Origin of the sequence: Roseicyclus marinus, from assembly GCF_030163795.1 — a bacterium.
GTDB lineage: Bacteria > Pseudomonadota > Alphaproteobacteria > Rhodobacterales > Rhodobacteraceae > Roseicyclus > Roseicyclus marinus.
Map to the genome: position 1 here is coordinate 13,416 of NZ_JASJOF010000002.1, position 20,415 is coordinate 33,830.

The 20,415-nt window shown below is 61.7% G+C and carries 19 protein-coding genes; 13 read left to right on the top strand and 6 right to left on the bottom strand.

Annotated elements, in window-relative coordinates; genetic code table 11:
* Positions 1-27 precede the first annotated feature (27 nt).
* From QQK63_RS02860 to QQK63_RS02895, 8 genes are all read left to right on the top strand, one after another.
* A complete protein-coding gene (locus tag QQK63_RS02860; RefSeq protein WP_277827736.1) occupies positions 28-495 on the top strand; it encodes a glycosyltransferase family protein in 468 nt (155 codons plus the stop codon).
* 28 nt (positions 496-523) lie between these two features.
* A complete protein-coding gene (locus QQK63_RS02865) occupies positions 524-1,042 on the top strand; it encodes a glycosyltransferase (RefSeq protein WP_277827734.1) in 519 nt (172 codons plus the stop codon).
* On the top strand, positions 1,039-1,881 hold the full coding sequence (locus QQK63_RS02870) for a glycosyltransferase family 2 protein (RefSeq protein ID WP_277827732.1): 843 nt from the start codon (positions 1,039-1,041) through the stop codon (positions 1,879-1,881). Before QQK63_RS02865 ends, QQK63_RS02870 begins: the two co-directional genes overlap by 4 nt.
* Positions 1,882-1,885: 4 nt before the next feature.
* Positions 1,886-3,943, top strand: a complete 2,058-nt coding sequence (locus tag QQK63_RS02875) for a GumC domain-containing protein (RefSeq protein WP_277827730.1) — start codon at positions 1,886-1,888, stop codon at positions 3,941-3,943.
* A 51-nt stretch (positions 3,944-3,994) separates the two neighbouring features.
* Positions 3,995-4,660 carry a sugar transferase gene (locus tag QQK63_RS02880; protein WP_277827728.1) on the top strand — a complete coding sequence of 222 codons (666 nt, stop codon included), beginning with the start codon at positions 3,995-3,997 and terminating at the stop codon, positions 4,658-4,660.
* An 87-nt stretch (positions 4,661-4,747) separates the two neighbouring features.
* The gene (locus QQK63_RS02885) at positions 4,748-5,239 is read left to right on the top strand and encodes an STAS domain-containing protein (RefSeq protein WP_277827726.1); all 492 of its coding nucleotides are present in this window, start codon (positions 4,748-4,750) and stop codon (positions 5,237-5,239) included.
* A 96-nt stretch (positions 5,240-5,335) separates the two neighbouring features.
* Positions 5,336-6,561, top strand: a protein-coding gene (locus QQK63_RS02890) for an IS3 family transposase (protein WP_277827724.1) whose coding sequence is annotated in 2 segments (ribosomal slippage) — positions 5,336-5,678 and positions 5,678-6,561 — 1,227 coding nt in all. Because the reading frame shifts where the segments join, the coding sequence is not laid out codon by codon here.
* Positions 6,562-6,882: 321 nt separating this feature from the next.
* Positions 6,883-7,722 carry a hypothetical protein gene (locus QQK63_RS02895; RefSeq protein WP_277827722.1) on the top strand — a complete coding sequence of 280 codons (840 nt, stop codon included), beginning with the start codon at positions 6,883-6,885 and terminating at the stop codon, positions 7,720-7,722.
* A 919-nt stretch (positions 7,723-8,641) separates the two neighbouring features.
* On the opposite strand, the gene QQK63_RS02900 is transcribed toward QQK63_RS02895, so the two are convergent.
* The 3 genes from QQK63_RS02900 to QQK63_RS02910 form a co-directional block, all read right to left on the bottom strand.
* Positions 8,642-8,848: a hypothetical protein gene (locus QQK63_RS02900; protein ID WP_277827718.1), complete on the bottom strand. Its 207-nt coding sequence runs from the start codon at positions 8,846-8,848 to the stop codon at positions 8,642-8,644.
* A gap of 376 nt (positions 8,849-9,224) precedes the next feature.
* On the bottom strand, positions 9,225-9,647 hold the full coding sequence (gene ndk / locus QQK63_RS02905; protein WP_277827716.1) for a nucleoside-diphosphate kinase: 423 nt from the start codon (positions 9,645-9,647) through the stop codon (positions 9,225-9,227).
* Between the two features lie 73 nt (positions 9,648-9,720).
* Complete coding sequence (locus tag QQK63_RS02910; protein ID WP_277827714.1) at positions 9,721-10,917, bottom strand: MFS transporter; 1,197 nt, start codon at positions 10,915-10,917, stop codon at positions 9,721-9,723.
* 166 nt (positions 10,918-11,083) lie between these two features.
* Here QQK63_RS02910 and QQK63_RS02915 point away from each other — a divergent pair, with 166 nt between their 5' ends.
* Positions 11,084-12,937 (top strand): ABC-F family ATP-binding cassette domain-containing protein, encoded by a 1,854-nt coding sequence (locus QQK63_RS02915; protein WP_277827712.1) that lies wholly within the window; start codon positions 11,084-11,086, stop codon positions 12,935-12,937.
* 351 nt (positions 12,938-13,288) lie between these two features.
* Here QQK63_RS02915 and QQK63_RS02920 read toward each other — a convergent pair whose 3' ends face one another.
* Complete coding sequence (locus QQK63_RS02920; RefSeq protein WP_277827710.1) at positions 13,289-14,401, bottom strand: GGDEF domain-containing protein; 1,113 nt, start codon at positions 14,399-14,401, stop codon at positions 13,289-13,291.
* A gap of 283 nt (positions 14,402-14,684) precedes the next feature.
* Between QQK63_RS02920 and QQK63_RS02925 the strand changes: the two genes are divergently transcribed.
* A complete protein-coding gene (locus QQK63_RS02925; RefSeq protein ID WP_377134762.1) occupies positions 14,685-15,302 on the top strand; it encodes a MarC family protein in 618 nt (205 codons plus the stop codon).
* A gap of 49 nt (positions 15,303-15,351) precedes the next feature.
* Positions 15,352-15,939, top strand: coding sequence for a retropepsin-like aspartic protease family protein (locus tag QQK63_RS02930; protein ID WP_336618807.1), 588 nt, complete (start codon positions 15,352-15,354; stop codon positions 15,937-15,939).
* A 30-nt stretch (positions 15,940-15,969) separates the two neighbouring features.
* Here the strand turns inward: QQK63_RS02930 and QQK63_RS02935 are convergent, their stop codons facing one another.
* Both QQK63_RS02935 and QQK63_RS02940 read right to left on the bottom strand, forming a co-directional pair.
* The gene (locus QQK63_RS02935; protein ID WP_277827706.1) at positions 15,970-16,428 is read right to left on the bottom strand and encodes a DNA polymerase III subunit chi; all 459 of its coding nucleotides are present in this window, start codon (positions 16,426-16,428) and stop codon (positions 15,970-15,972) included.
* 10 nt (positions 16,429-16,438) lie between these two features.
* Positions 16,439-17,905, bottom strand: coding sequence for a leucyl aminopeptidase (locus QQK63_RS02940; protein WP_277827704.1), 1,467 nt, complete (start codon positions 17,903-17,905; stop codon positions 16,439-16,441).
* 185 nt (positions 17,906-18,090) lie between these two features.
* Between QQK63_RS02940 and lptF the strand changes: the two genes are divergently transcribed.
* Both lptF and lptG read left to right on the top strand, forming a co-directional pair.
* Complete coding sequence (gene lptF / locus QQK63_RS02945; protein ID WP_277827702.1) at positions 18,091-19,221, top strand: LPS export ABC transporter permease LptF; 1,131 nt, start codon at positions 18,091-18,093, stop codon at positions 19,219-19,221.
* A complete protein-coding gene (lptG, locus tag QQK63_RS02950; protein ID WP_336618806.1) occupies positions 19,182-20,312 on the top strand; it encodes an LPS export ABC transporter permease LptG in 1,131 nt (376 codons plus the stop codon). Before lptF ends, lptG begins: the two co-directional genes overlap by 40 nt.
* The last annotated feature ends 103 nt before the right edge of the window (positions 20,313-20,415 follow it).

Here is a 20,415-nt window from a genome sequence, read left to right on the forward strand (position 1 = left end):
CGCAACTGACACCCGGATGACTAGACAATGTTCACTACTTCCCGCTCTCGCCCCGTCCTTCTCGCCGTCGCTTCCGGTGGCGGTCACTGGGTGCAGATGCAGCGCTTGCGCGCGGCCTTCGACGGAGCCGACGTGCATTACGCGACGACCGATGCAAGCGCCGTCGAAGCGACGCGCGGTGGCTGCGTCCATGTCTATCCCGATGCCAACAAGCAGACGCCGCTGCGGTTGATGCTGTGCCTCATCCGACTTGCATGGATCGTGCTGCGCGTACGGCCTGACGTCGTCGTCTCGACCGGGGCGGCGGGCGGTTTCCTGGCAATCCGGATCGCGCGGCTGATGGGCGCGCGGACCATGTTCATCGATTCCATTGCCAATGCCCGCGAGCTGTCGATCTCGGCCCGGCTGTCGCTGGGCGTGGCCGACCGCGTGCTCTCGCAATGGCCGCGTGTGGCCGAGCTGTCGGGTGCAGAATACCGCGGCGCTGTCCTCTGACCCTGACACGCATATCGGGACATTCATCATGATTTTCGCGACTGTGGGCACGCAGCTGCCTTTCGACCGTCTTTTGCTTGGCTTAGACAGTTGGGCTGCCCTGAACCCCGGCGTTTCGGTCTTCGCACAATGTGGCGATAGCCGAAAGCGCCTGCGCCACATCGAGACCGTCGCGCAGTTGAGCCAGCGCGATTTCCGCGCCCGCCTCAAGGCCGCAAAGCTCGTAGTGTCCCATGCGGGGATGGGCAGTATCTTGACGGCGGCCGAGCTCGGCAAGCCGGTCATCCTGATGCCGCGACGCGCCAAGTTCGGCGAGCATCGCAACGACCACCAGCAAGATACCGCCATCGAGATGGCGCGACTGTCGAACGTGACCGTCGCCGAAGATGGCGAAGCACTGCACGCTGCACTGGATGCAGCGGTGGCGCTCGGCTTCGAAAGCCCGATTGGCCGGGCCGAGCTGGGAGGCGAGGCGCTAGCGCCGTTGATCGAAGTGGTGCGCGACTTCGTCTGGAACCGCACGCCGTGCGGGGGGGCCTCGGCATGACCCGCGCCACCATCCTGATTCCTGCTCATGACGAGGCACAAGTTATTGGTCGCACCCTATGGTACTTATCGCGCGGACTGCCGCTGGATAAGTTCCGGGTCGTGGTCATCGCCAATGGCTGTGCCGACGCAACCGCGGCGCGGGCGCGCGCGGCACTGCCGCAGGCGTTGGTGATAGAGACCGACCGGGCCGGCAAGTGCCATGCCCTCAACCTCGGCTACGAAGCCGCTGACAAGAACGCGCCCGTTGTCTGCCTTGATGCCGACCTCGACGTTACCGCCGAGGCGGTGGTCGCGCTGATCGCGCCGCTCGCAGACGGCCGCGCACTGGCCGCCTGCGGCAAGATGGACGTCGACACCTCGGGCGTCTCGCCCGCGGTCCGGGTCTTCTACCAGGGATGGCGCACCAATCCCTATTTCGCCCGCGGAAAGTTTGGCGGCCTTTTCGCGCTGGCGCCCGAAGGCGCCGCACGCGTCTTCCCGCTGCCCGAGATCACCGCTGACGACGAATTCATCCGCCGCAGCTTCGGATCCGCCGAAATCGCCTTCTTGCCTGCCTGCCGCTTCGTGGCGCGAGCACCGCGCACGCTGGCAAGCCTCGTGCAGGTGCGCCGCCGCAGCCTGCGCGGAGCGCGTGAGGTCTCGCGCATGGGCAAAGCAAGCCCCGAGCGCGGCAGCGCCCGGAGGATGATCCTGAATACGCTCAGCGCACCTGCCACCCTTTGGCCAGTCGCGGTGTTCCTTGGCGTGTCTGTCTGGGTGCGGCTGTCGCTCATGCGCGAGCGCTCCGGTGCCGCGCCGCGATGGGAACGCGACTTGACCACGCGCGTGGAGGGCTGAGCCAATGACCGCTGTCGCCACCCCGCTTCCGCTCGAAGTGGCCCCCGAAGCCGCCGCTGCCGTATCCGAAGCGCCCGAGCCGAACCCGATCTCCGATGTTGTGCGCGCCATGCGCGGCCGCTGGAAAGGAACCATTTGCGGCGCGCTGGTCCTCGGCGCGCTGATGGGCGCAGGAGGCTACCTGTCCGGCGTCCAGCTGTACGAAAGCCAAGCGATCCTGCGCGTCTTCCCACAGGAATCGAACATCCTCTATTCAACCGGCGACGATAGCGTTCTGCGCACCTTCGAGAGCTTTGTACGCGCCGAGACCACTTACGTGGCTTCGCATCCCGTCATGTCCCGTGCAGTTGAAACGCTAGCCGCAGCGCGTCCAGACCTTGCCCAAGGGTTAACCTTGCAGGACCTGACGAGCTCCATCGAGATCCGTCGCTCCGATAGCCTTATCGTTCTGACCACGCTTAGCCGCGAGCCGGCTTTTGCCGCGCAGAAGCTCGAGGCGGTGGTCGATGCATATCTTGCACTCAACCTAGAGGCTGACGATGCCCGCTATGGGGTGCGCCTATCCGAGCTGCACGACCGCGAGGAAGAACTCGTCGCGCGGCTTGCAGAGTTGCGAACAAACCAGCTTGAGATTGGAGGCGAGTTCGGCATGAGTGCCATCTCGCGCGCGCACGTCGAGAAAATCGGGCAGATTGACGCGCTGGCCATTCGTCTGGGCGAGATTGAAACCTCCATAGCAGCGATGGAAGCCAATACTGGTAGCACCTCTGTCGACGGTGCCGACCAAGAAATCATGCGCGCGACGCTACTCGACGATATCATTGGGGCCCTCGGCACGGAACGCGCGAGGCTACTTGCTGAACTGGCGGCGCTGCGAGTCGATTTCGCCGACCGCACCAACCCTCGCTTCGAACAGCGCGAGCGGACACTGGTAGAGGAAATTCGTGTCGTCGAGACTGCGCTGGAGGATAGGCGAGAGCAAATTCGCGTTCTGGCGCAGACCGGTGCGCTGACCGATGCGCCCGACCAAGGCGACGAACAGAGCATCGCTGAGATCCGTTCGCTGCGTGACCGCATCTCCAACCAACTGGATGCCGCGCGCGAGGAGGCACGGGACCTCAACCGCCGCAGGATCGACCTTGACCGGGTCGAGCAAGAGATTGCCGCTGCCGAGGAACTTCTGAGCGAAACGCGCCGTGCTCTCGAAGTGATCATGGTTGAGTCCGGCCGCGATCTCCCAGGGTTCACGGTTCTCATGTCCCCCCCGTCAAGGCCGGTGAGCCCAGCGGAAGATAGCCGGAAAATGCTGGCAGCGGGCGGTTTCGCGGGCGGTGCAGCCGCAGCCTTGCTGATCGCGCTGGTTCTGGCCCTGACCGAGCGCAGGTTGCGGTTTGCCGAGAGCCTTACCCCAATCAGCCACCGCCTACCGGTTTTGCAGGTCTCAGCTGTCAACGAGGCTGATACCGATGCCGCCGACCGGTTGCGCAACGAGTTGCAACTCCTCCCTCTGCGCCGTCCTCGGCTTGTGGGCAAAGCACCCATCATCACAGTGGTGCGCGCAAGTTCCGGGTCGACGACAGATCTCGCGGTGTCACTTGCCGAAAGCTACGCACGCGCTCGAATGAAAGTCCTCTTCATTGAGGCCGATATGGGTCACTGCGTCGAGGGCGCGACCGAGATTGGTTGGTGCGACTTGTTGTGTGGTGCGCAACTCACGTTGCCCAGATCCTCCGAGGCGCATGGTCTGTGGACGCTCCCCGTCGGATCGTTCCAAAGACTTGATGACCGAGCCATCTCAGCACCAATGGTGAGGACGGCATTGGAACGCGTCGTTCATGATTTCGACATAATAATCATCTCGGGCGGCAGCCTGAAGGATCGGCTCTCGTGCCAGTTCCTTCTTTCCGCAGCCGATGTCGGCGTCCTCGCAACTCGACCTGACGAGCCCCGTGCGGCTGTCCATAGCCAAGTTGAGCGGCTCGATACCCTACCACGCAATGGTTCAGTCGCCGTGATGCGCAACGCGCTACCCGGAGATCCCTGGCTCGCCGTCAGAACCTGATCGTTCTCCCTTTATTCAGCCTCTCGACAATTCCCTCTGAAAGGAAATGCCATGACCTTGGCTTCTACAAATACGACTTTGGTCTCCCGCTCCCTGCTAATCAATCAGGCATCCTCTCCAATTCCATTTGGCAAGCGGATATTAGACATCGTCGTTTCCACTCTGATGATTATCGTTCTCCTTCCATTGATGATCATTACAGGCCTTGCGATTAAGCTCAACAGCCAAGGGCCAGTCTTTTTCGTACAGACGCGAGTGGGCCTGAACGGAAAGACCTTTGGCATGGTCAAATTTAGGTCGATGTACCGGGACGCTGAGGCAAGGCGGGCCGAGCTTCTAGCTCAGTCGGATCGAACCGGTGTGTGCTTCAAGAAAAAAAACGATCCGCGGATCACCCCTGTAGGCCGCATCATTCGGCGCTACTCAATCGATGAACTGCCTCAACTTTTCAACGTTTTGAAAGGAGACATGTCACTCGTTGGCCCCCGCCCCGCGCTCCCTTCCGAAGTCGCTTCATACCCAATCCATGCCCTTGATCGCCTCAAGATACTGCCTGGCATTACGGGTATATGGCAGGTCTCCGGTAGAGCCGAAGTCTCCTTCGAGGAAATGGTCGAAATGGACATTTCCTACGCCCGGTCAATGGGCCTGCGCCGCGATCTCCACGTCCTATTTTTGACAATTCCAGCCGTATTATTGGGACGCGGTGCTTATTGATCGCTCCGGAAAGTAAGAAACGGCCATTCGGTCGCACTTAAAAAGTAGGAACTCATTTAAAAAATCGGAACCGACAAGGCATAAGAAATGGTTATCGACACACACCAGTACAAAGACCGCGATTTTCTTGTAATTAAGATCATGACGCCGAGTCTTAATACAAGTAATGCGTCTCACCTGCGCCTGCTTCTCTCCGACAACATTGATCAAGGCGATCGTAATATAGTCCTTGACATGACGGGAGTTAAGTCAATCGACAGCTCTGCTCTTTATGAAATTATTGCCGCGGTGAAGCGAGTAGGAAATCTTGGCGCAATTAGTGTCGCGCAACTCACACCGAAGGTGGAACAGGTCTTTAAGCTAACACGAATGGACAAGGTGGTCACTGTCGCAGAAACGGTCGATCACGCCATCCTGGGCATTGCGAAGGCATCGAATGGTCCGTCCGCACGGCAATCGTGGTGGCGCTTGATCGCACGACCCTTGGCCTCACTTAGCCGCCCACACGCAAATTCGCCTCGCGATATCTCAACGCCATATTGGCCAGAAACTTCAGGTCTAGGGCGGACGCAACGCTGATTGTGAGGGCATCGCTGTATTAAGAGGCGTATGTGCTGACTGAACTGGCCCCCGTTTCGACCGGACACTTGGGCATAACCATGGAGGCTTAGGCATATGCCTGAGCACGTGCTTATGTCTGAAATAGAGATCATCACCGATGGCGGCCGCCGGCGCCGCTGGACTGCCGCTGAGAAGCTGCGAATTGTGGAAGAGACGCTGGACGACCGGGCCAGCATCTCGGTCGTAGCGCGCCGCAATGGCGTGGCACCGAACCTGTTGTATCGGTGGCGGCGGCTTATGCTCGAAGGGGGAAGTGTCGCCGTGTCCGAGGACGATGACGTCACCAGCAACAAGGTTGTCCGCCAGATGGAGGACCGTATCCGCGAGCTCGAACGCCAGCTCGGGCGCAAGACGCTGGAGGCGGAGATCCTGCGTGAGGCACTGGACAAGTCACGGTCAAAAAAACCGACCTTGCTCGCGCGGTCGCCGCTGAAGGACGATTTCCGGTGAAGGTCGTGGCCGAAACCCTGGGCGTGGCCCGCTCAAACCTGATCGATCGGATGAACGGGCGAACGAAGCCGCGGCGGCGCTATCATAAAGCGCAAGACGCGGCGCTGGTGCCGTTGATCACCACGCTGGTGGCGGCGCGCCCGACCTACGGCTATCGGCGGATTACGGCGATCCTGAACCGCCAGTTGCGCTCGGAGGGCTTGGCCCCGGTCAATCACAAACGGGTCTACCGGATCATGCAGGCCCACAACCTGCTCCTGGCTCGAAAATACACGGAGCGCCCCGAGCACGTTCACGATGGCAAGGTCATCGTCATGCGCTCGAACCTGCGCTGGTGTTCGGACGGGTTCGAGTTCACCTGCTGGAATGGCGACATCCTCCGTGGCGCGTTCATCATTGATGCTCACGACCGTGAGGTCATCGCATGGCGGGCCGTAGTGAACGCTGGGATCAGCGGCTCGGACATCCGCGACATCATGCTCGAAGCTGTGGAGCGCCGCTTTGGCGGTCACCGTGCGCCGTCGGTCATCGAGATGCTGTCCGACAACGGCTCGCCCTACACCGCGAAGGACACGCAGATCTTCGCCCGCCAGCTGGGTCTGAAGCCCTGCTTCACGCCGGTCCAGAGCCCGCAGAGCAACGGAATCTCAGAGGCCTTTGTGAAGACGCTGAAGCGCGATTACGTCCAGGTGACACCGTTGCCGGATGCTAAAACCGTTCTCGGATTGATCGGAGGCTGGATCGAGGACTACAACGACAACCACCCGCACTCAGGGCTGAAAATGCGCTCGCCACGCGAGTTCATCGCAGCTCAAACCGCAACCGCCTGAGTGTCCGGTGAATTGGGGGCAAGACCACTGACCAGTCCATCGCCTTTCAAGTCGGCAGCATTGGCTCGCCCCAAGAACCCAGCTTTCCCTTTGAAGCAGAGAGATAAATCCGTCTGAAATTTTGTGAGATCGAGCCGGAGACCGCTTTCGTCGATCAAGAACAAGGAACGTCGGCAAATCCTGCCACACTTTCGCATAGGAAACCCTTGTCGAAAGGAAAGCAGACTCGCCGCATGCGTTGAAGACAAAAGCTGACGAGTTTCCTATCCAAGTTCGGAGCGTACGGAGAAGCAGATGTGTGCAGATTGTGAAGCGGAAATCTTGGCCGATAAAGAGAGCGAGAGCGAGCGCAAAAGTTTCAGCCTCGCACTCGTCTTCGCCATTGTGTCCACAGGCGCTGCAGCGAATGCGGCAGCGCCCTCGATGCTGCATCAATTCCGCGTGCAACAAAATTCTTGGCTCACAACACCTGACCTCGGTGTGAGCAAGATCGTTTTCATCTGCATCATGATCGGTATCTGGAGAGCGTCATCCGGCCTGCATGGTCCGGCGCGACCGTGGCACGTCTTTCTACTCCTTCCTGCCGCAATTGGCACTCTTGGTGTGTCAGGAAACAGCGCTTGGGCAGGACTGGCTTTGAGCGCAATAGCCTTCCTGGCTGTCTTCTCTCAACCATCGGGTACACGTTGCGGTTTATGGATTATCCTTCTGGGCGCGCTCCACGGTCCTGGCACAAGTCTTCTTGGGCAGATGGCGGGCGGCAACCTGCTGGCGATTGATCAATTTGTGACGGTTTCGATCCTTTCGCTGTTTGAGACCATCACGCCCGTCCGGGGAAATGTGATTCAGACCGCCGGCGGCGATGCGATACTGCTTGTATGGGAATGTGGCGTGTTAAAAAATATCGCCTTAGTTCTGTTGCTTTGGCTAACAATGCTCCAGCTTCTGATCGGGCCCGAATATCGCGCGCCACTATCAGACGCAGTTCTGCTTGTTGGCGTCTGCGTAGCAATCAATACTGTTCGCTTGTCACTGATGGCCATCACAGCGGATTGGTTCGATCTTTTTCATGATGGAGCGGGAGCGACAACACTTCGGCTGCTTCTTCTCTCCACACCCGTGGCTTTAGCCTGGTCGAAGGCAAATCATGCGCGCGCGTGATATAATTTTTTGGCTTGCCCTTTTCATCACGCCGGGTCTTGGCCTTGCGCTGAAATCTCGCGATACTTCGGTAGAGGCATTCGACAGGGTGAGTTCGGTGCAGCGAGCCGAAGACGTCCTCTTGGAGCACGGCCTCGTGAGAGACGATACTTCCAGAGTGCTTATCAGCGGGATCTCCGCTGCAGCTATATTCCACCGACCGCATTGTGACGGGTTGCTTGCGGTAGTCCCCTTGCCACTTACCGCCCAACGATTTGAACATGTCGTTCCGACGCTAGGGGAGAACGTGACGGCTTCCGGATATGTATTCCAAGGGCGCCATTCAGACGCATATCCTGCGCTGGCGCGCCTCCGCGCGCGCCTCCTTGCAGATCTGCGCATTCGAGATCAAACCGATACAACCGTTTTTTCTTTCAAGGAATTGGGTAACTGCGGCCTGGCGGCAATAATAGACTGGTCCAAGCTTGAGCCAAGGAGAACGTAGAAAATGTTTTTTCTTTACAACAGCCTGAGGTGTAGCTTTCGGAGCGTATTTGTAACACTGACTGGTTCCTTATTTTTCATGACTGAAGCAGCGAAGTCTCAAAGTGGCACCGCTCATGCATCAGCTAATTGTAATGCAAGCTTTAAGGTCAATTGCACCGGGAGTAACATTACTATCGACTTTACTCCGTCTGCCGCGCCATTAGAAAATCTCGGAGACCATCCAAATGAGCTTTTGGCGATACTTGCGATTATGATTTTTTTTGCAATGCGACTTGGCGTACGCCGCAAGGGTTGAGTTGGGAACCCATAAAACTTGAGGGTTTTTAGTTGCATAAGCTACTGAAAGACTTTTCCATCAAGGCTGGATACTTATTTCATTATTTTTGCACAACCTACGCGTGACACCGCTAATTTTCTTCATGGGCCGCGCGGGTCAACTTATACTCATGGCAAGTCTTGCCAGCTGTTCATTTCGCGCACGGGGAGAACAATGGCAAGCCACGACGCGCAGCGTTGTCTGCAGCCCCTTGCTCGTTTCCAGCACCATGCGCGGCACCGGATCCTCGACCGCGCCCCGCGCATCCAGCGCCCGATAGGTGTTGATCGTAAAGGCGACAGTGGCCACCTCCCCAAGACCCATTAGCCCCACCCAGACGACATGAGCCGCGCGCAGCGCGGGCAGCCGCCGCCGCTCCTAGCCGAGGGTCATGTGAAATCTGTCGAAACGGCCGGTGGCAGCCATGGCGCGATCTCCGCATTCTGTCTCTGGCGCCTCCGGGCCGGGTCGGCCTTTCGTCGCGTCCAGATCACACTACGCGGAGCGCGGGGATGCCGCGCGCGGACAGGGGTATCGCCGGGCCGTCCAAAACGGCATCCGGGCGGCCCAACGGTAGCACCATGCTACTTTGGATACGTCGCACCCGCCGATCGACGCAGGCCGGGCCCTCCCACCGGACAAGAAAAAAGGCCGCCCCCGCAGGGACGGCCTGATCTTTCGCGCCCTTGGGCGACTCGGCTCAGCCGACCAGTTCCATCCCGGCGAAGAAATACGCGATTTCCTCGGCCGCGGTTTCCGGCGCATCCGAGCCATGGACCGAATTTTCGCCCTTGGAGATGGCGAAATCCTTGCGGATCGTGCCTTCCGCCGCTTCCGCCGGATCGGTCGCGCCCATCACTTCGCGGTATTTCGCGATGGCGTTCTCGCCTTCCAGCACCTGAACCACGACCGGCTCGGAGGCCATGAATTCGCACAGTTCGCCATAGAACGGGCGTTCCTTGTGGACGGCGTAGAAGTGGCCGGCCTGTGCGGGGGTCATGTGAATGCGCTTTTGCGCGATGATCCGCAGGCCCGCGGCCTCGATCTTGGCGTTGATCGCGCCGGTCAGGTTGCGCTTGGTGGCGTCGGGCTTGATGATCGAAAAGGTGCGCTGAATGGCCATGTTTCGGGTCTCGTCTGCATGAGGAGTGGAGTTCGCGCGCCGGGTAACATGCAGGGCAGCGGTTGAAAAGGCGTCAATCGACCGGTTGGCGCGCCGCCCCGCGCGCGGCCAGCACCGCAAGACCCAGCGCAATGACCGAGGCCGCGATCATCAAGGCCAAAAGCCTCAGCGGCGTTGCCCCCGCCGCCATCACCGGCAGCGTCAGCCCCGTCAGGACCGCACCCCCGAACAATTGAAGCGCCCCCGACAGGCCCGCCGCACTTCCCGCCAGATCGGGCCGGACGGAAATCAGCCCCGCATTGGTGTTGGAAATCGTCAGACCATTGCCGAACCCCACGCAGATCGTCGCCCCGAACAGGACCAGCGGGTGCCAGAACCCCAAAAGGAACACCCCCGCCCCCGCGCACAGACCCGCCAGCGCGAAACCGCGCCCCACGAGGATCAGAACGGTCACGCCCAGCCGGGGCGCCAGCCGCGCCGTGATCACCGACCCAAGCATGTATCCGCCCGTGATCGACCCCAGCCCGACCCCGATCCACGTCGTCGATAGGCCGAAACTCTCCAGCGCCACAAAGGGCGCACCCGTCAGGAAGATGTAGAAGGTGCCCACCGACACGCCGGTACACAGCGCATAGGCCCAGTAAAGGCCCGATCCCAACAGCGCCCGGTAGGCCGCGATCTGCTCGCGCGGACTGCGCCGCACCCGCACGCGCGTCTCGCCCCAGTCGATCCACGCCAGCACAAGACAGATCGCCCCAAGCAGCGTGTAGAACCCGAAGATCGCCCGCCAGCCGACCAGCGTATCCAGAATGCCCCCCACCGTCGGCCCGATCATCGGCGCAATCGCCATGGCGGCGGCGATCGTGCCCATCTTTCCGGCCGCCTCGCGGGTCGAATACATGTCGCGCAGCGCCGCCAACCCCACCACGCTGCCCGCCAGAACCAGCGCCTGCAGCAAGCGGCAAATCAGGAAAAGCGTGAAATCCACCGCCAGCGCCGCACCCAAAGACGCCAACACATAGACCGCCAGCGCGACCAAGATCACCCGCCGCCGCCCAAGCAGATCCGAAATCGGCCCAAGGATCAGCTGCATCACCCCCGCCGCCACCATGTAGGCCGAAACCGCCAGCCCCATCGTGGCCTCGCTCACGCCGAAAACCTCGGCCATGCGCGGCAGCGCGGGCAAAAACATGTTCAATGTCAGGACCACAAGGGCGACGAGCAAGATCATCGTGGCCAGATGCGGAGGTCTCTGGGCGGGGGCGATCACGGGGCGGATGGGTCCTGAGAATTCTTCCCCCTCGCGCTACCACCGCCCGCTTGCCCGCGCCAGTGGCCGCCCGCACGAGGATCGAATATGCCTTCCGCGCAAAAGCCCTATGCCCATGCCGCGCTGAGGCATTGACCGTGACGCCCTGCCCTGCCACATCGCGCCCATGCTGCGCATCACCGACATTTCCTATTCCATCGCCGGTCGCCCCCTCATCGAAGGGGCGAGCGTCACCATTCCCGCCGGCCACAAGGTGGGCATCGTGGGCCGCAACGGTGCGGGCAAGACCACGCTGTTCAAACTGATCCGGGGCGAATTGACCCTCGACTCGGGCGAGATCGAGCTTCCCTCCCGCGCCCGCATCGGCGGCGTCGCGCAGGAAGTGCCGGGCAGCGAGGTGTCGCTGATCGACACCGTTCTGGCCGCCGACACCGAACGCGCCAGCCTCATGGCCGAGGCCGAAACCGCCACCGGCAACCGCATGGCCGAGATTCAGGCCCGTCTGCAAGACATCGACGCATGGTCCGCCGAGGCGCGCGCCGCAGCCATCCTCAAGGGCCTCGGCTTCACCGACGAGGAAAGCCGGATGCCCTGTTCCGCCTTTTCCGGCGGCTGGCGGATGCGCGTGGCGCTGGCCGGTGTGCTCTTCGCCCAGCCCGATGTGCTGCTGCTCGACGAACCGACCAACTACCTCGACCTCGAAGGCGCGCTCTGGCTCGAAAGCTATCTCACGCGCTATCCGCATACCGTGATCATCATCAGCCATGACCGCGAGCTTTTGAACCGCGCGGTCGGCCATATCCTGCATCTCGAAAACAAGACCCTCACGCTTTACACCGGCGGCTATGACGCTTTCGCCCGCGCCCGGGCCGAAGCGCGCGCCATCCAGACCGCGGCGGCCAAAAAGCAAGACGCCCAGCGCGCGCATCTTCAGGCCTTCGTCGACCGCTTCAAAGCCAAGGCGTCAAAGGCGCGTCAGGCGCAATCCCGCGTCAAGATGCTCGAAAAGATGACGCCGATCCGGATGCCCGAGGATGCGGCACGCACCGTCTTCACCTTCCCCGCGCCCGACCAGCTGTCGCCGCCGATCCTGACCATGGATGGTGCGGCGGTGGGCTATGACGGCACCCCCGTTCTGCGCCGTCTCGCGCTGCGGATCGACCAAGATGACCGGATCGCGCTGCTCGGCCGCAACGGCGAGGGAAAATCAACACTTTCTAAACTCTTGGCCGGAAAACTTAACGCTTTGGAAGGAAAGGTTACCGCCTCCTCCAAGCTGCGCGTGGGCTATTTCGCCCAGCACCAGGTCGACGAATTGCACATCGACGAAACGCCGCTTGCCCATATCCAACGGATGCGCCCGGGCGTGACGCCGCCCAAACTCCGCGCGATCCTCGCCGGTTTCGGCCTCGGCGCGGATCAGGCCGAGACCGAGGTGGGCCGCCTGTCCGGAGGACAAAAAGCGCGTCTTTCCCTATGCTTGGCCACGCTCGACGCGCCGCACATGCTGATCTTGGACGAACCGACGAACCACCTCGACATCGAAAGCCGCGAGGCGCTGGTCGAGGCGCTCACCGCCTATTCGGGCGCGGTCATCCTCGTCAGCCACGACATGCACCTCCTGTCGCTTGTCGCAGACCGCCTCTGGCTCGTGAAAGATGGCGCGGTGCAGCCTTATGACGGCGATCTGGAAACCTATCGCAATCTTCTCCTGAAAGGTGAAGATCGCCCCGCAAAGTCCCAGAAAAAAGAAGAAAAAAAGAAACCAGCCTTGACGCAGGAGCAGATAAAAGAGCTGCGCGCCGAGGTTCGCCGCTGCGAGGCCCGCATCGAAAAGATCGAGGATATGCGCGGCAAACTTGCCACAAAACTGGCCGATCCCGCGCTCTACGAAGACGGTCGCGCGGGCGAATTGGCGACCTGGCAAAAGAAATATGCCGAGGTGATGGAAGGTCTCGACCGCGCCGAGGCACTTTGGGTTGCCGCCTCCGAAAAACTGGAAAACGCCAAGGCGGGTTGACCATCCGCACACGGAAATGGCGTTGGATGACGGGTGCCTTGCAGTCTTTCACCGGCCTTTTCATGCGGCCGGAGAATCAAAATGCCATCCAGAAAGGTCACCGCAATCACTGCGACCGGAATGACGAAGGATATCGCTCTCCCCCGTCGTCACATAAACTGACAGACCAAAACGCGCCGAAGCGGTACATCTTGACCACGCCGATTGATTTGGCCCGCAACAAGGCAGTTGTTGCCGACAGCACAATCGCGGTTTCACTTTCTTGGCTTGGTTCGAATTCCCGGAGATGTCTGGCCGCGCCGGATCATCCGAATTCGACTTGCCGCAAAGCGCCCATTCCTGTGGCGCTGGTCACAATTCGACGTCTCGGACAATCACATTTCCGCCGCCATCTTTCTTGGCAACATAGAGCAGCTTGTCGGAGGCTTCGAGAAGCGCTTCGATGTTCTCGGGTGGCTTCGGGACAAAGGCGACACCGATGCTGACCGTGATCATGGCATGGGCCGCTTTCAGGTCCGGATCGGTCTCGGAAACCTGGATTTCCGCAAGCGCGCTGCACAGGCGCTCGGCGGTGTCCACGGCCTTCTCCTGCTTGATATTCGTGAGGACCACCACGAATTCGTCCCCCCCGGTTCGGGCAACCAGATCGCTTTTGCGCACGAAGTGACCGATCCGATCCGCCACCAGCCTCAGAAGCCGATCACCGACCGTATGACCGAAGCTGTCGTTGACTTGCTTGAAGCGGTCGAGATCCAGCGTGGCAAGCGCAATCCCGGTGTCCTGCTTTTCGGACAGAAAGGACTCGTATTCCAATTTCAGGCCACGGCGGTTCAGCACTTGGGTCAGCTCATCCTTGCGGGATGCCGAAATGGCGCGCTGTCTTTGATCGACGACGTTTCGCAGGTGAAGATGGATGAACCCCGAGGCAACCGCCCCACAGACCACGCTGGCGATCGTCAAAACGGCATATGTGGAATTGAGCGACGGCATGCGCATGGAGTCTGGCAAGACCGAAATCCAGAACACAGCCACGAACAAACACAACGACCCGCCCACTGCTCCCCACATGAAGGATCGATTCAGCCTGCTTTTTTCGATCACGATATGTCCAAGAATTCCGAAAGCCGCGGCCGCACAGAGAACGAGGATTTTGGTCTGCAGATCGGGGCCCGCAATGGCCAGCTGCGTGATCGACGTAAAGACAAGAGCGGTGACGGCGGCAATCCAGCCGCCCAGCAATCCGGCGAAACCCACAAACATGGGTCGATTGCTGAAAGTGACATCACTGCCCAAGTCCAGCGGCTGGAGGATCAAAATCGAGCCACCCACCCCCAGCATCGCGCCAAGCGCCAAAGCCTTGATGTGTTTCGATGCGACACGGTGCCGGATGTGATGATGATAAAACAGCATGATCGCCGCAAACATCACCAAACTGCTGGTGACAATCGAAATGACCTGAGTCAACGCGCTTTCCCCTGTTGCCATACATTTACGGCAAACACGCCTGTCGACCCTCAGGTACTGATCCTCATTCTCCTCACTCGTGACACGGCCGAAAGTTGTGGACACCCGATACGGAGGCTCGCGCAAGTTGGCGTATCACATTGTGGAACTCAATCCCCTGAATGATGCGGCCCTTGAATGATCCGGCGCGAACGGCCGTCATCGCCGCGCGTGACAGCTCATCCGTGTCGCCGCGATGGGCAAGGCATTGACCTTGTGCCCGAGGCGCGGCATGGGCTTTGACATGGATCTGGCCGCCTATATCCCAGCCTTCGTGGCGCTTTTCGTCGTGATCGATCCGATCGGCATGGCACCGCTTTTCGTTGCCCTGACCGCGGGCCAGACGACGCGGCAGCGCCGCACCATCGCGCTGCGCGCGTGCCTCGTGGCCTTCGGCATTCTCACGTTGTTCGGGCTGGCGGGCGAGGCGGTGTTGAACTTCCTTGGGATTTCAATGCCCGCCTTCCGCATGGCCGGGGGGATCTTGCTGTTTCTGACCGCGCTCGACATGCTCTTCGAGCGTCGCGCACAACGTCGCAAGGGCCAGGCCGATCAAAGCCATCCCGAAGATCCGTCAGTTTTTCCGCTGGCCATCCCGCTTATCGCTGGGCCGGGCGCGATTGCCACGATGATCCTCCTGACCGGCCAGACCGGCGCGGATGCGACACATATCCTGCTGGTGCATCTGGTGATGCTGGCGGTGCTGGCCGTTGTCCTGTCGCTCTTCCTGCTCGCCGCCCCGTTGGAGCGGCTGCTGGGCCCCACGGGCATCAACGTGGTCACGCGGCTTTTGGGCATGCTGCTCGCGGCGCTGTCGGTGCAATTCGTGATCGACGGGATGCGCGACCTGCAGGTGATCTGAGCACCTCCCAACCCCATATAAGGTGCGGAACGGCAGAGGGGCGCAGCAGATGGACATGACCGGAGACCAGATCGGATCGCTGATCTACCTCGGCCTTCTGTTGGCGGTGATCGCAGGCTGGTATCTTGCCGCGAACCGCAGGAACCTTGGCCGCGTGGCGCAACATGCGGCGATCTGGGTCTTTATTTTCTTGGGCGGGATCGTGGCGGTCGGCCTGTGGTCGGACGTGCGCGACACCGTCGTCCCACGCCAAAGCGTGATGCAAGACGGCGCGCAGGTCGTTGTGCCGATGGACCGCGACGGGCATTTCTACCTGACGCTCGACGTGAACGGCGTGCCGGTGCGTTTCGTGGTCGACACCGGCGCGAGCGAGATGGTGTTGTCAGGTCAGGATGCCGCCCGCGTCGGTATTGCGCCAGACGACCTGATCTTTTCCGGACGCGCCTTCACCGCCAATGGCATGGTGGCCACCGCCCCCGTGCGGCTGGACCGTGTGGACTTGGGCGGCATCGTCGATCACGACGTGCGGGCTGTGGTCAACCAAGGCGATCTGGAGGAAAGCCTTCTTGGTATGACCTACCTCAACCGCTTCGAAAGACTGGAAATTTCGCGCGGGCAGATGGTGCTGGAACGCTAGGGTTGGCCGGCCAAAGGCGCGGAGTGCGCCTCAGGTCTCGGCCTTCATCGCCCAGCGGCCGCTTTCCTCGGACCAGTATTTTGCCTTGACCCCGGCCTCCTTGAGGCTGCGCCACTGGTTCCGCGCCTCCTGCACCGCTTGCGGATCATGCCCGTCGAACACGATCATGGCACGCGCCAGCAGCCCAACCTCTTCCGCGCCGATTTCGGCCCCCTCGACGCAAAGGAGGCAGTCGGGGCGGTTCACGGCCTCCCGCCCCACGGTCAGAAGGATGGGCTGATCGGCATCATGTGCCCCGCCCGCCCGACCATGCGGCAGGAAACCGGCCTCATCCCCAAGCCAGAGCGCGGCATCCAACTGATCGAGCAGGGCCTCCGAGCGCCCACGCACCGCCACGCGCCAACCCGCACCGAGCGATTTCTCGACCAAGAGCCGCACCGCCCCGTCGAGCGGCGATTGCGTCAGATGGTAGAAGAAAACCTCGCCCAATGCGCGGCCCTCACCCTTCGAACTGGTCGCGGATCAGCCGGTCCAGCGCCATGACACCCCATCCGGTCGCCCCCTTGGGCGCCAGCATCGTGTCGGATTTCACGCTGGCCACGCCCGCAATGTCGAGATGGATCCACGGCGTCTCGTCCTTGACGAAGCGTTGCAGGAATTGCGCCGCCGTAATCGAGCCACCATCGCGACCACCCACGTTCTTCATGTCGGCGATCCGGCTCTTGAGCTTTTCGTCGTAGGCCGAACCCAAAGGCATCCGCCACGCACCCTCTCCCTCGGCCTTGGCTGATTTGAGGAAGGCGTCGCACAGAACGTCGTTGTTGGAAAAAACGCCCGCGTTTTCATGGCCCAGCGCGATGATGATCGCACCGGTCAACGTGGCAAGGTCGATCATACCCACCGGTTTGAACCGGTCCTGCGCATACCACATGACGTCAGCAAGAACCAAACGCCCCTCGGCGTCGGTGTTGATGACCTCAATCGTGTCGCCTTTCATCGAACGGACCACATCGCCGGGGCGCTGTGCGTTCGGGCCCGGCATGTTTTCCACCAAGCCGACAAGGCCCACGACATTTGCCTTGGCACGGCGAAGTGCCAGCGTACGCATGACGCCCGCCACGACACCCGCGCCGCCCATGTCCATGGTCATGTCCTCCATGCCCCCTGCGGGCTTGAGGCTGATGCCGCCGGTGTCGAACACGACACCTTTGCCGACCAGCGCAAGCGGTGCTTCGGCGTCGCCCCCCTTCCAGTTCATGATGACGATCTTGGAGGGGCTGTCCGATCCCTGCCCCACGCCCAGAAGCGCCCCCATGCCGAGGCTTGTCATCTCGTCCTCGTCCAACACCTCGACCTCGACACCAAGCTCGCGCAGCGCCACGAGGCGCTCGGCGAAATCTTGCGTCGTCAAGATGTTGGCGGGCTCGTTCACCAGATCGCGGGTAAAGAACACGCCTTCGGCCAGCGCCATCATCGGTTCGGCCTCGGCCTGCGCCTCGTCGGGTTTGGCGACCATGATCTTGGCATCCTTGGGCGTCTCGGCAGCCGCGGATTTGTGACGGGTGAAGTCGTAGCTGCGCAGGACAAGACCGAGCGCCAGATCGCCGATGCGGCCCGTGCTGCCCGCGGCGAGCGTCAGCGCCTCGGTGCCCTTGAAGCGGGCCAGCGTCGCGCCCGTCTTGCGCGCCTCCTCCGGCGCGGGTCGGCGGGGCAGCTTGACCGCCATGAGGCCGGAGGCCGCAAGGCCCGTGGGCCATCCGAGCGTCAGCCCCTCGCCCGGCTTGAGCTTGGTCCAGCCCTCGCCCGCCACGGCGCGGGACAGCGCGCCACGGGTCAGCCTGTCGACACGCCGGGCCGCCGGATCGAGCTTGCCATCCGGCGGCACGAGCACCGCAAGGCGCCCCTCGGCACTGGCCAACGCCTCCAGATCAAGGGGGATAAAGGCAACGGCGATCGGATTGGTCATCGGGCGTGATCCTCAAGTCGGGTTCGGAGTGGCGTGTCGCGTCGCGGCGGCATCGTCTGCCGCAAGACTAGGCCGAGGACCGGGCGAAGACCAGATCGCCCTCGCATGAAGTCCATGTTTGGCCTAAGACTGCGCGCATCCGGACCGGGCAACCGGCTGGAAACAGACATGAGGGATGTTGCGTCTTGGGGCGGTATGACCGCTATATCTTGTCCCAATTGACCGTGCTGTTTGGCTTTTTCAGCCTCGTGCTGATCTCGGTCTATTGGGTCAACGAAGCCGTCGACCTGTTCGATTCGTTGATCGCGGACGGACAGACCCTATCGGTATTCTTCGAATTCACGGCGCTCAGCTTGCCGCAGATCATGCTGGTGGTCCTGCCGGTCGCGGGGTTCGTCGCCACGCTCTACATCTTCAACCGCCTGATCGGGGACAGCGAATTGGTCGTGTTGCAGACCGCGGGCCTGTCGGCGGCCCGACTCTTGCGGCCTGTGGCACTGTTCGGCCTGTTTCTCGGGCTGGTGATCACGGTTCTGGGCAATGTCGTGGCCCCGGTGGCGCGCGCCCAATACATCGACCGCACGCAGCAGGTGCAGGACGACATGACGGGAAAATTCCTGCGCGCGGGCCAATTTGTGCATCCTGCCCCAGGCCTGACCGTCTACATCCGCGAGATCACCGAACTGGGTGAATTCCGCGACCTGTTCCTGCAGGACCGGACCGCCCCCCTGTCCGAGACGACCTATACCGCGCAAAGCGCCCTGATGTTGTCCTCGGAAACCGGGCCGCGGATGGTGATGTTCGACGGGATGGCGCAAACGCTTTCTGCAGAAACCGGACGCCTGACGACGGTTTTGTTCGACGAATTCACCTACAACCTCGGCGAGCTGATCGCGAGCGGGGGATTGCGCAGCTACGACCTGCGCGAGATCCCCACCTGGGTGCTTTTGTCGGCCACGCCCGAGATCGCGCAACAGATGGGCCAGGACCTGGCCTATATGCGGTTCGCGGGGCATGAGCGGATCGCGCGCGCTCTTTTCGTGATCTTCCCTCCCCTGATCGCGGCGGCCTGCCTGATGCTGGGAGGGTTCTCGCGCTTCGGGGTCTGGCCGCAGATCCTGCTGGCGGTGGGCCTCGTGATCCCCCTCCAGATGATCTGGAATGCCGCAGAGACAGCGGCGGTCCGCAACGTCGACTTGCAATATCTCGCCTATGTGCAACCCGTGGTCGCTGCGGCGCTGACACTTGTGCTGATCTGGTTGGCGATGCGGCGCAAATGGACGAAGGCCGCGGCGCGGCAGGCGGTGGCGGCATGATCCTGCATTTCTATCTGGCGCGGAGGTTTTTGCGGGCGCTCGGGATCGTCACGGCGGTGTTCGTGGCCATCCTGCTCCCCATCGATATCGCGGAACAATTGCGGCGGATCGGCCCTGCGCAGGGGTTCGGGCCGGTGCTGGAACTGGCGCTTCTGAACCTACCCGGTTCGCTTTACGAGATGATCCCGCTGTTCGTGCTGCTTGGCACGCTCCTGATGTTCCTCGGCCTTGCGCGCAGTTCGGAATTGGTGGTGGTGCGCGCGGCCGGTCGCTCGGCGCTCAAGGCAGCGGCGGCACCCGTGTTGGTGGCGGGGCTTTTGGGCGTGTTCATCATCATGGTGCTCAATCCGATCGTCGCCACGACTGAACAACAGTTCGATTTGCGCAGCGCGCGGTATCTGGGCGCGGAGGAACGCACCGTTTCGGTCAGCGCAGAAGGCCTTTGGCTCAGGCAGGGCAGCCCGGAAAACCAGACGGTGATCCGCGCGAGCGCCGCCAATTCGGATGGCACGCAATTGTTTGACGCCACTTTCTTCGGCTTCGACGCCGAGGGTACGGTGACGGAGCGGATCAACGCCCGCGAGGCCGTTCTGGTCGACGGCGCGTGGGACTTGACCGGGGTACGGCGCTGGCCGTTGATCGAGGGGGTAAACCCCGAGGCGCAGGCCGAAAGCCTGCCAAGCCTGTTGCTACCCTCGACGCTGACCCGCGAACAGATCCGCGACAGTTTCGGCAAGCCAGAGACCGTGCCGATCTATCAACTGCCCGCCTTTATCGCGCAGTTGAACAGGGCGGGCTTTGCCGCCCTGCAACACCGTGTGTGGCTGCAAAGCGAATTGTCCTCGCCGCTCATGCTGGCAGCGATGGTGCTGATCGGGGCGGGGTTCACCATGCGCCACACCCGTTTCGGGCGGACGGGGATCATGGTCTTGTCCGCCATTCTCCTGGGCTTCGGCACGTTTTTCGTGCGTTCTTTCGCGCAGGTGCTGGGTGAGACCGGCCAATTGCCCGTGGCGCTTGTGGCTTGGACGCCGCCGATCGCCGCGATCTTGCTCGCTGTCGCCTTGCTCCTGCATACGGAGGATGGGTGATGCGGGCGCAAGAATCCAACAGCCACAGTTGCCTTCGGGCACGGCTCGGTCCACAACAGGGACGGGGCACGCACCCGACCACGCCCGCACATGAGCAGACCGG

What these genes read in the sequence shown, in the direction of transcription:
- QQK63_RS02860 (WP_277827736.1), top strand. Translation starts at nt 28, where the DNA reads ATGTTCACTACTTCCCGCTCTCGCCCCGTCCTTCTCGCCGTCGCTTCC.
- QQK63_RS02865 (WP_277827734.1), top strand. Translation starts at nt 524, where the DNA reads ATGATTTTCGCGACTGTGGGCACGCAGCTGCCTTTCGACCGTCTTTTG.
- QQK63_RS02870 (WP_277827732.1), top strand. Translation starts at nt 1,039, where the DNA reads ATGACCCGCGCCACCATCCTGATTCCTGCTCATGACGAGGCACAAGTT.
- QQK63_RS02875 (WP_277827730.1), top strand. Translation starts at nt 1,886, where the DNA reads ATGACCGCTGTCGCCACCCCGCTTCCGCTCGAAGTGGCCCCCGAAGCC.
- QQK63_RS02880 (WP_277827728.1), top strand. Translation starts at nt 3,995, where the DNA reads ATGACCTTGGCTTCTACAAATACGACTTTGGTCTCCCGCTCCCTGCTA.
- QQK63_RS02885 (WP_277827726.1), top strand. Translation starts at nt 4,748, where the DNA reads ATGGTTATCGACACACACCAGTACAAAGACCGCGATTTTCTTGTAATT.
- QQK63_RS02900 (WP_277827718.1), bottom strand. Translation starts at nt 8,848, where the DNA reads ATGGGTCTTGGGGAGGTGGCCACTGTCGCCTTTACGATCAACACCTAT.
- ndk (WP_277827716.1), bottom strand. Translation starts at nt 9,647, where the DNA reads ATGGCCATTCAGCGCACCTTTTCGATCATCAAGCCCGACGCCACCAAG.
- QQK63_RS02915 (WP_277827712.1), top strand. Translation starts at nt 11,084, where the DNA reads ATGCTGCGCATCACCGACATTTCCTATTCCATCGCCGGTCGCCCCCTC.
- QQK63_RS02925 (WP_377134762.1), top strand. Translation starts at nt 14,685, where the DNA reads ATGGATCTGGCCGCCTATATCCCAGCCTTCGTGGCGCTTTTCGTCGTG.
- QQK63_RS02930 (WP_336618807.1), top strand. Translation starts at nt 15,352, where the DNA reads ATGGACATGACCGGAGACCAGATCGGATCGCTGATCTACCTCGGCCTT.
- QQK63_RS02940 (WP_277827704.1), bottom strand. Translation starts at nt 17,905, where the DNA reads ATGACCAATCCGATCGCCGTTGCCTTTATCCCCCTTGATCTGGAGGCG.
- lptG (WP_336618806.1), top strand. Translation starts at nt 19,182, where the DNA reads ATGGACGAAGGCCGCGGCGCGGCAGGCGGTGGCGGCATGATCCTGCAT.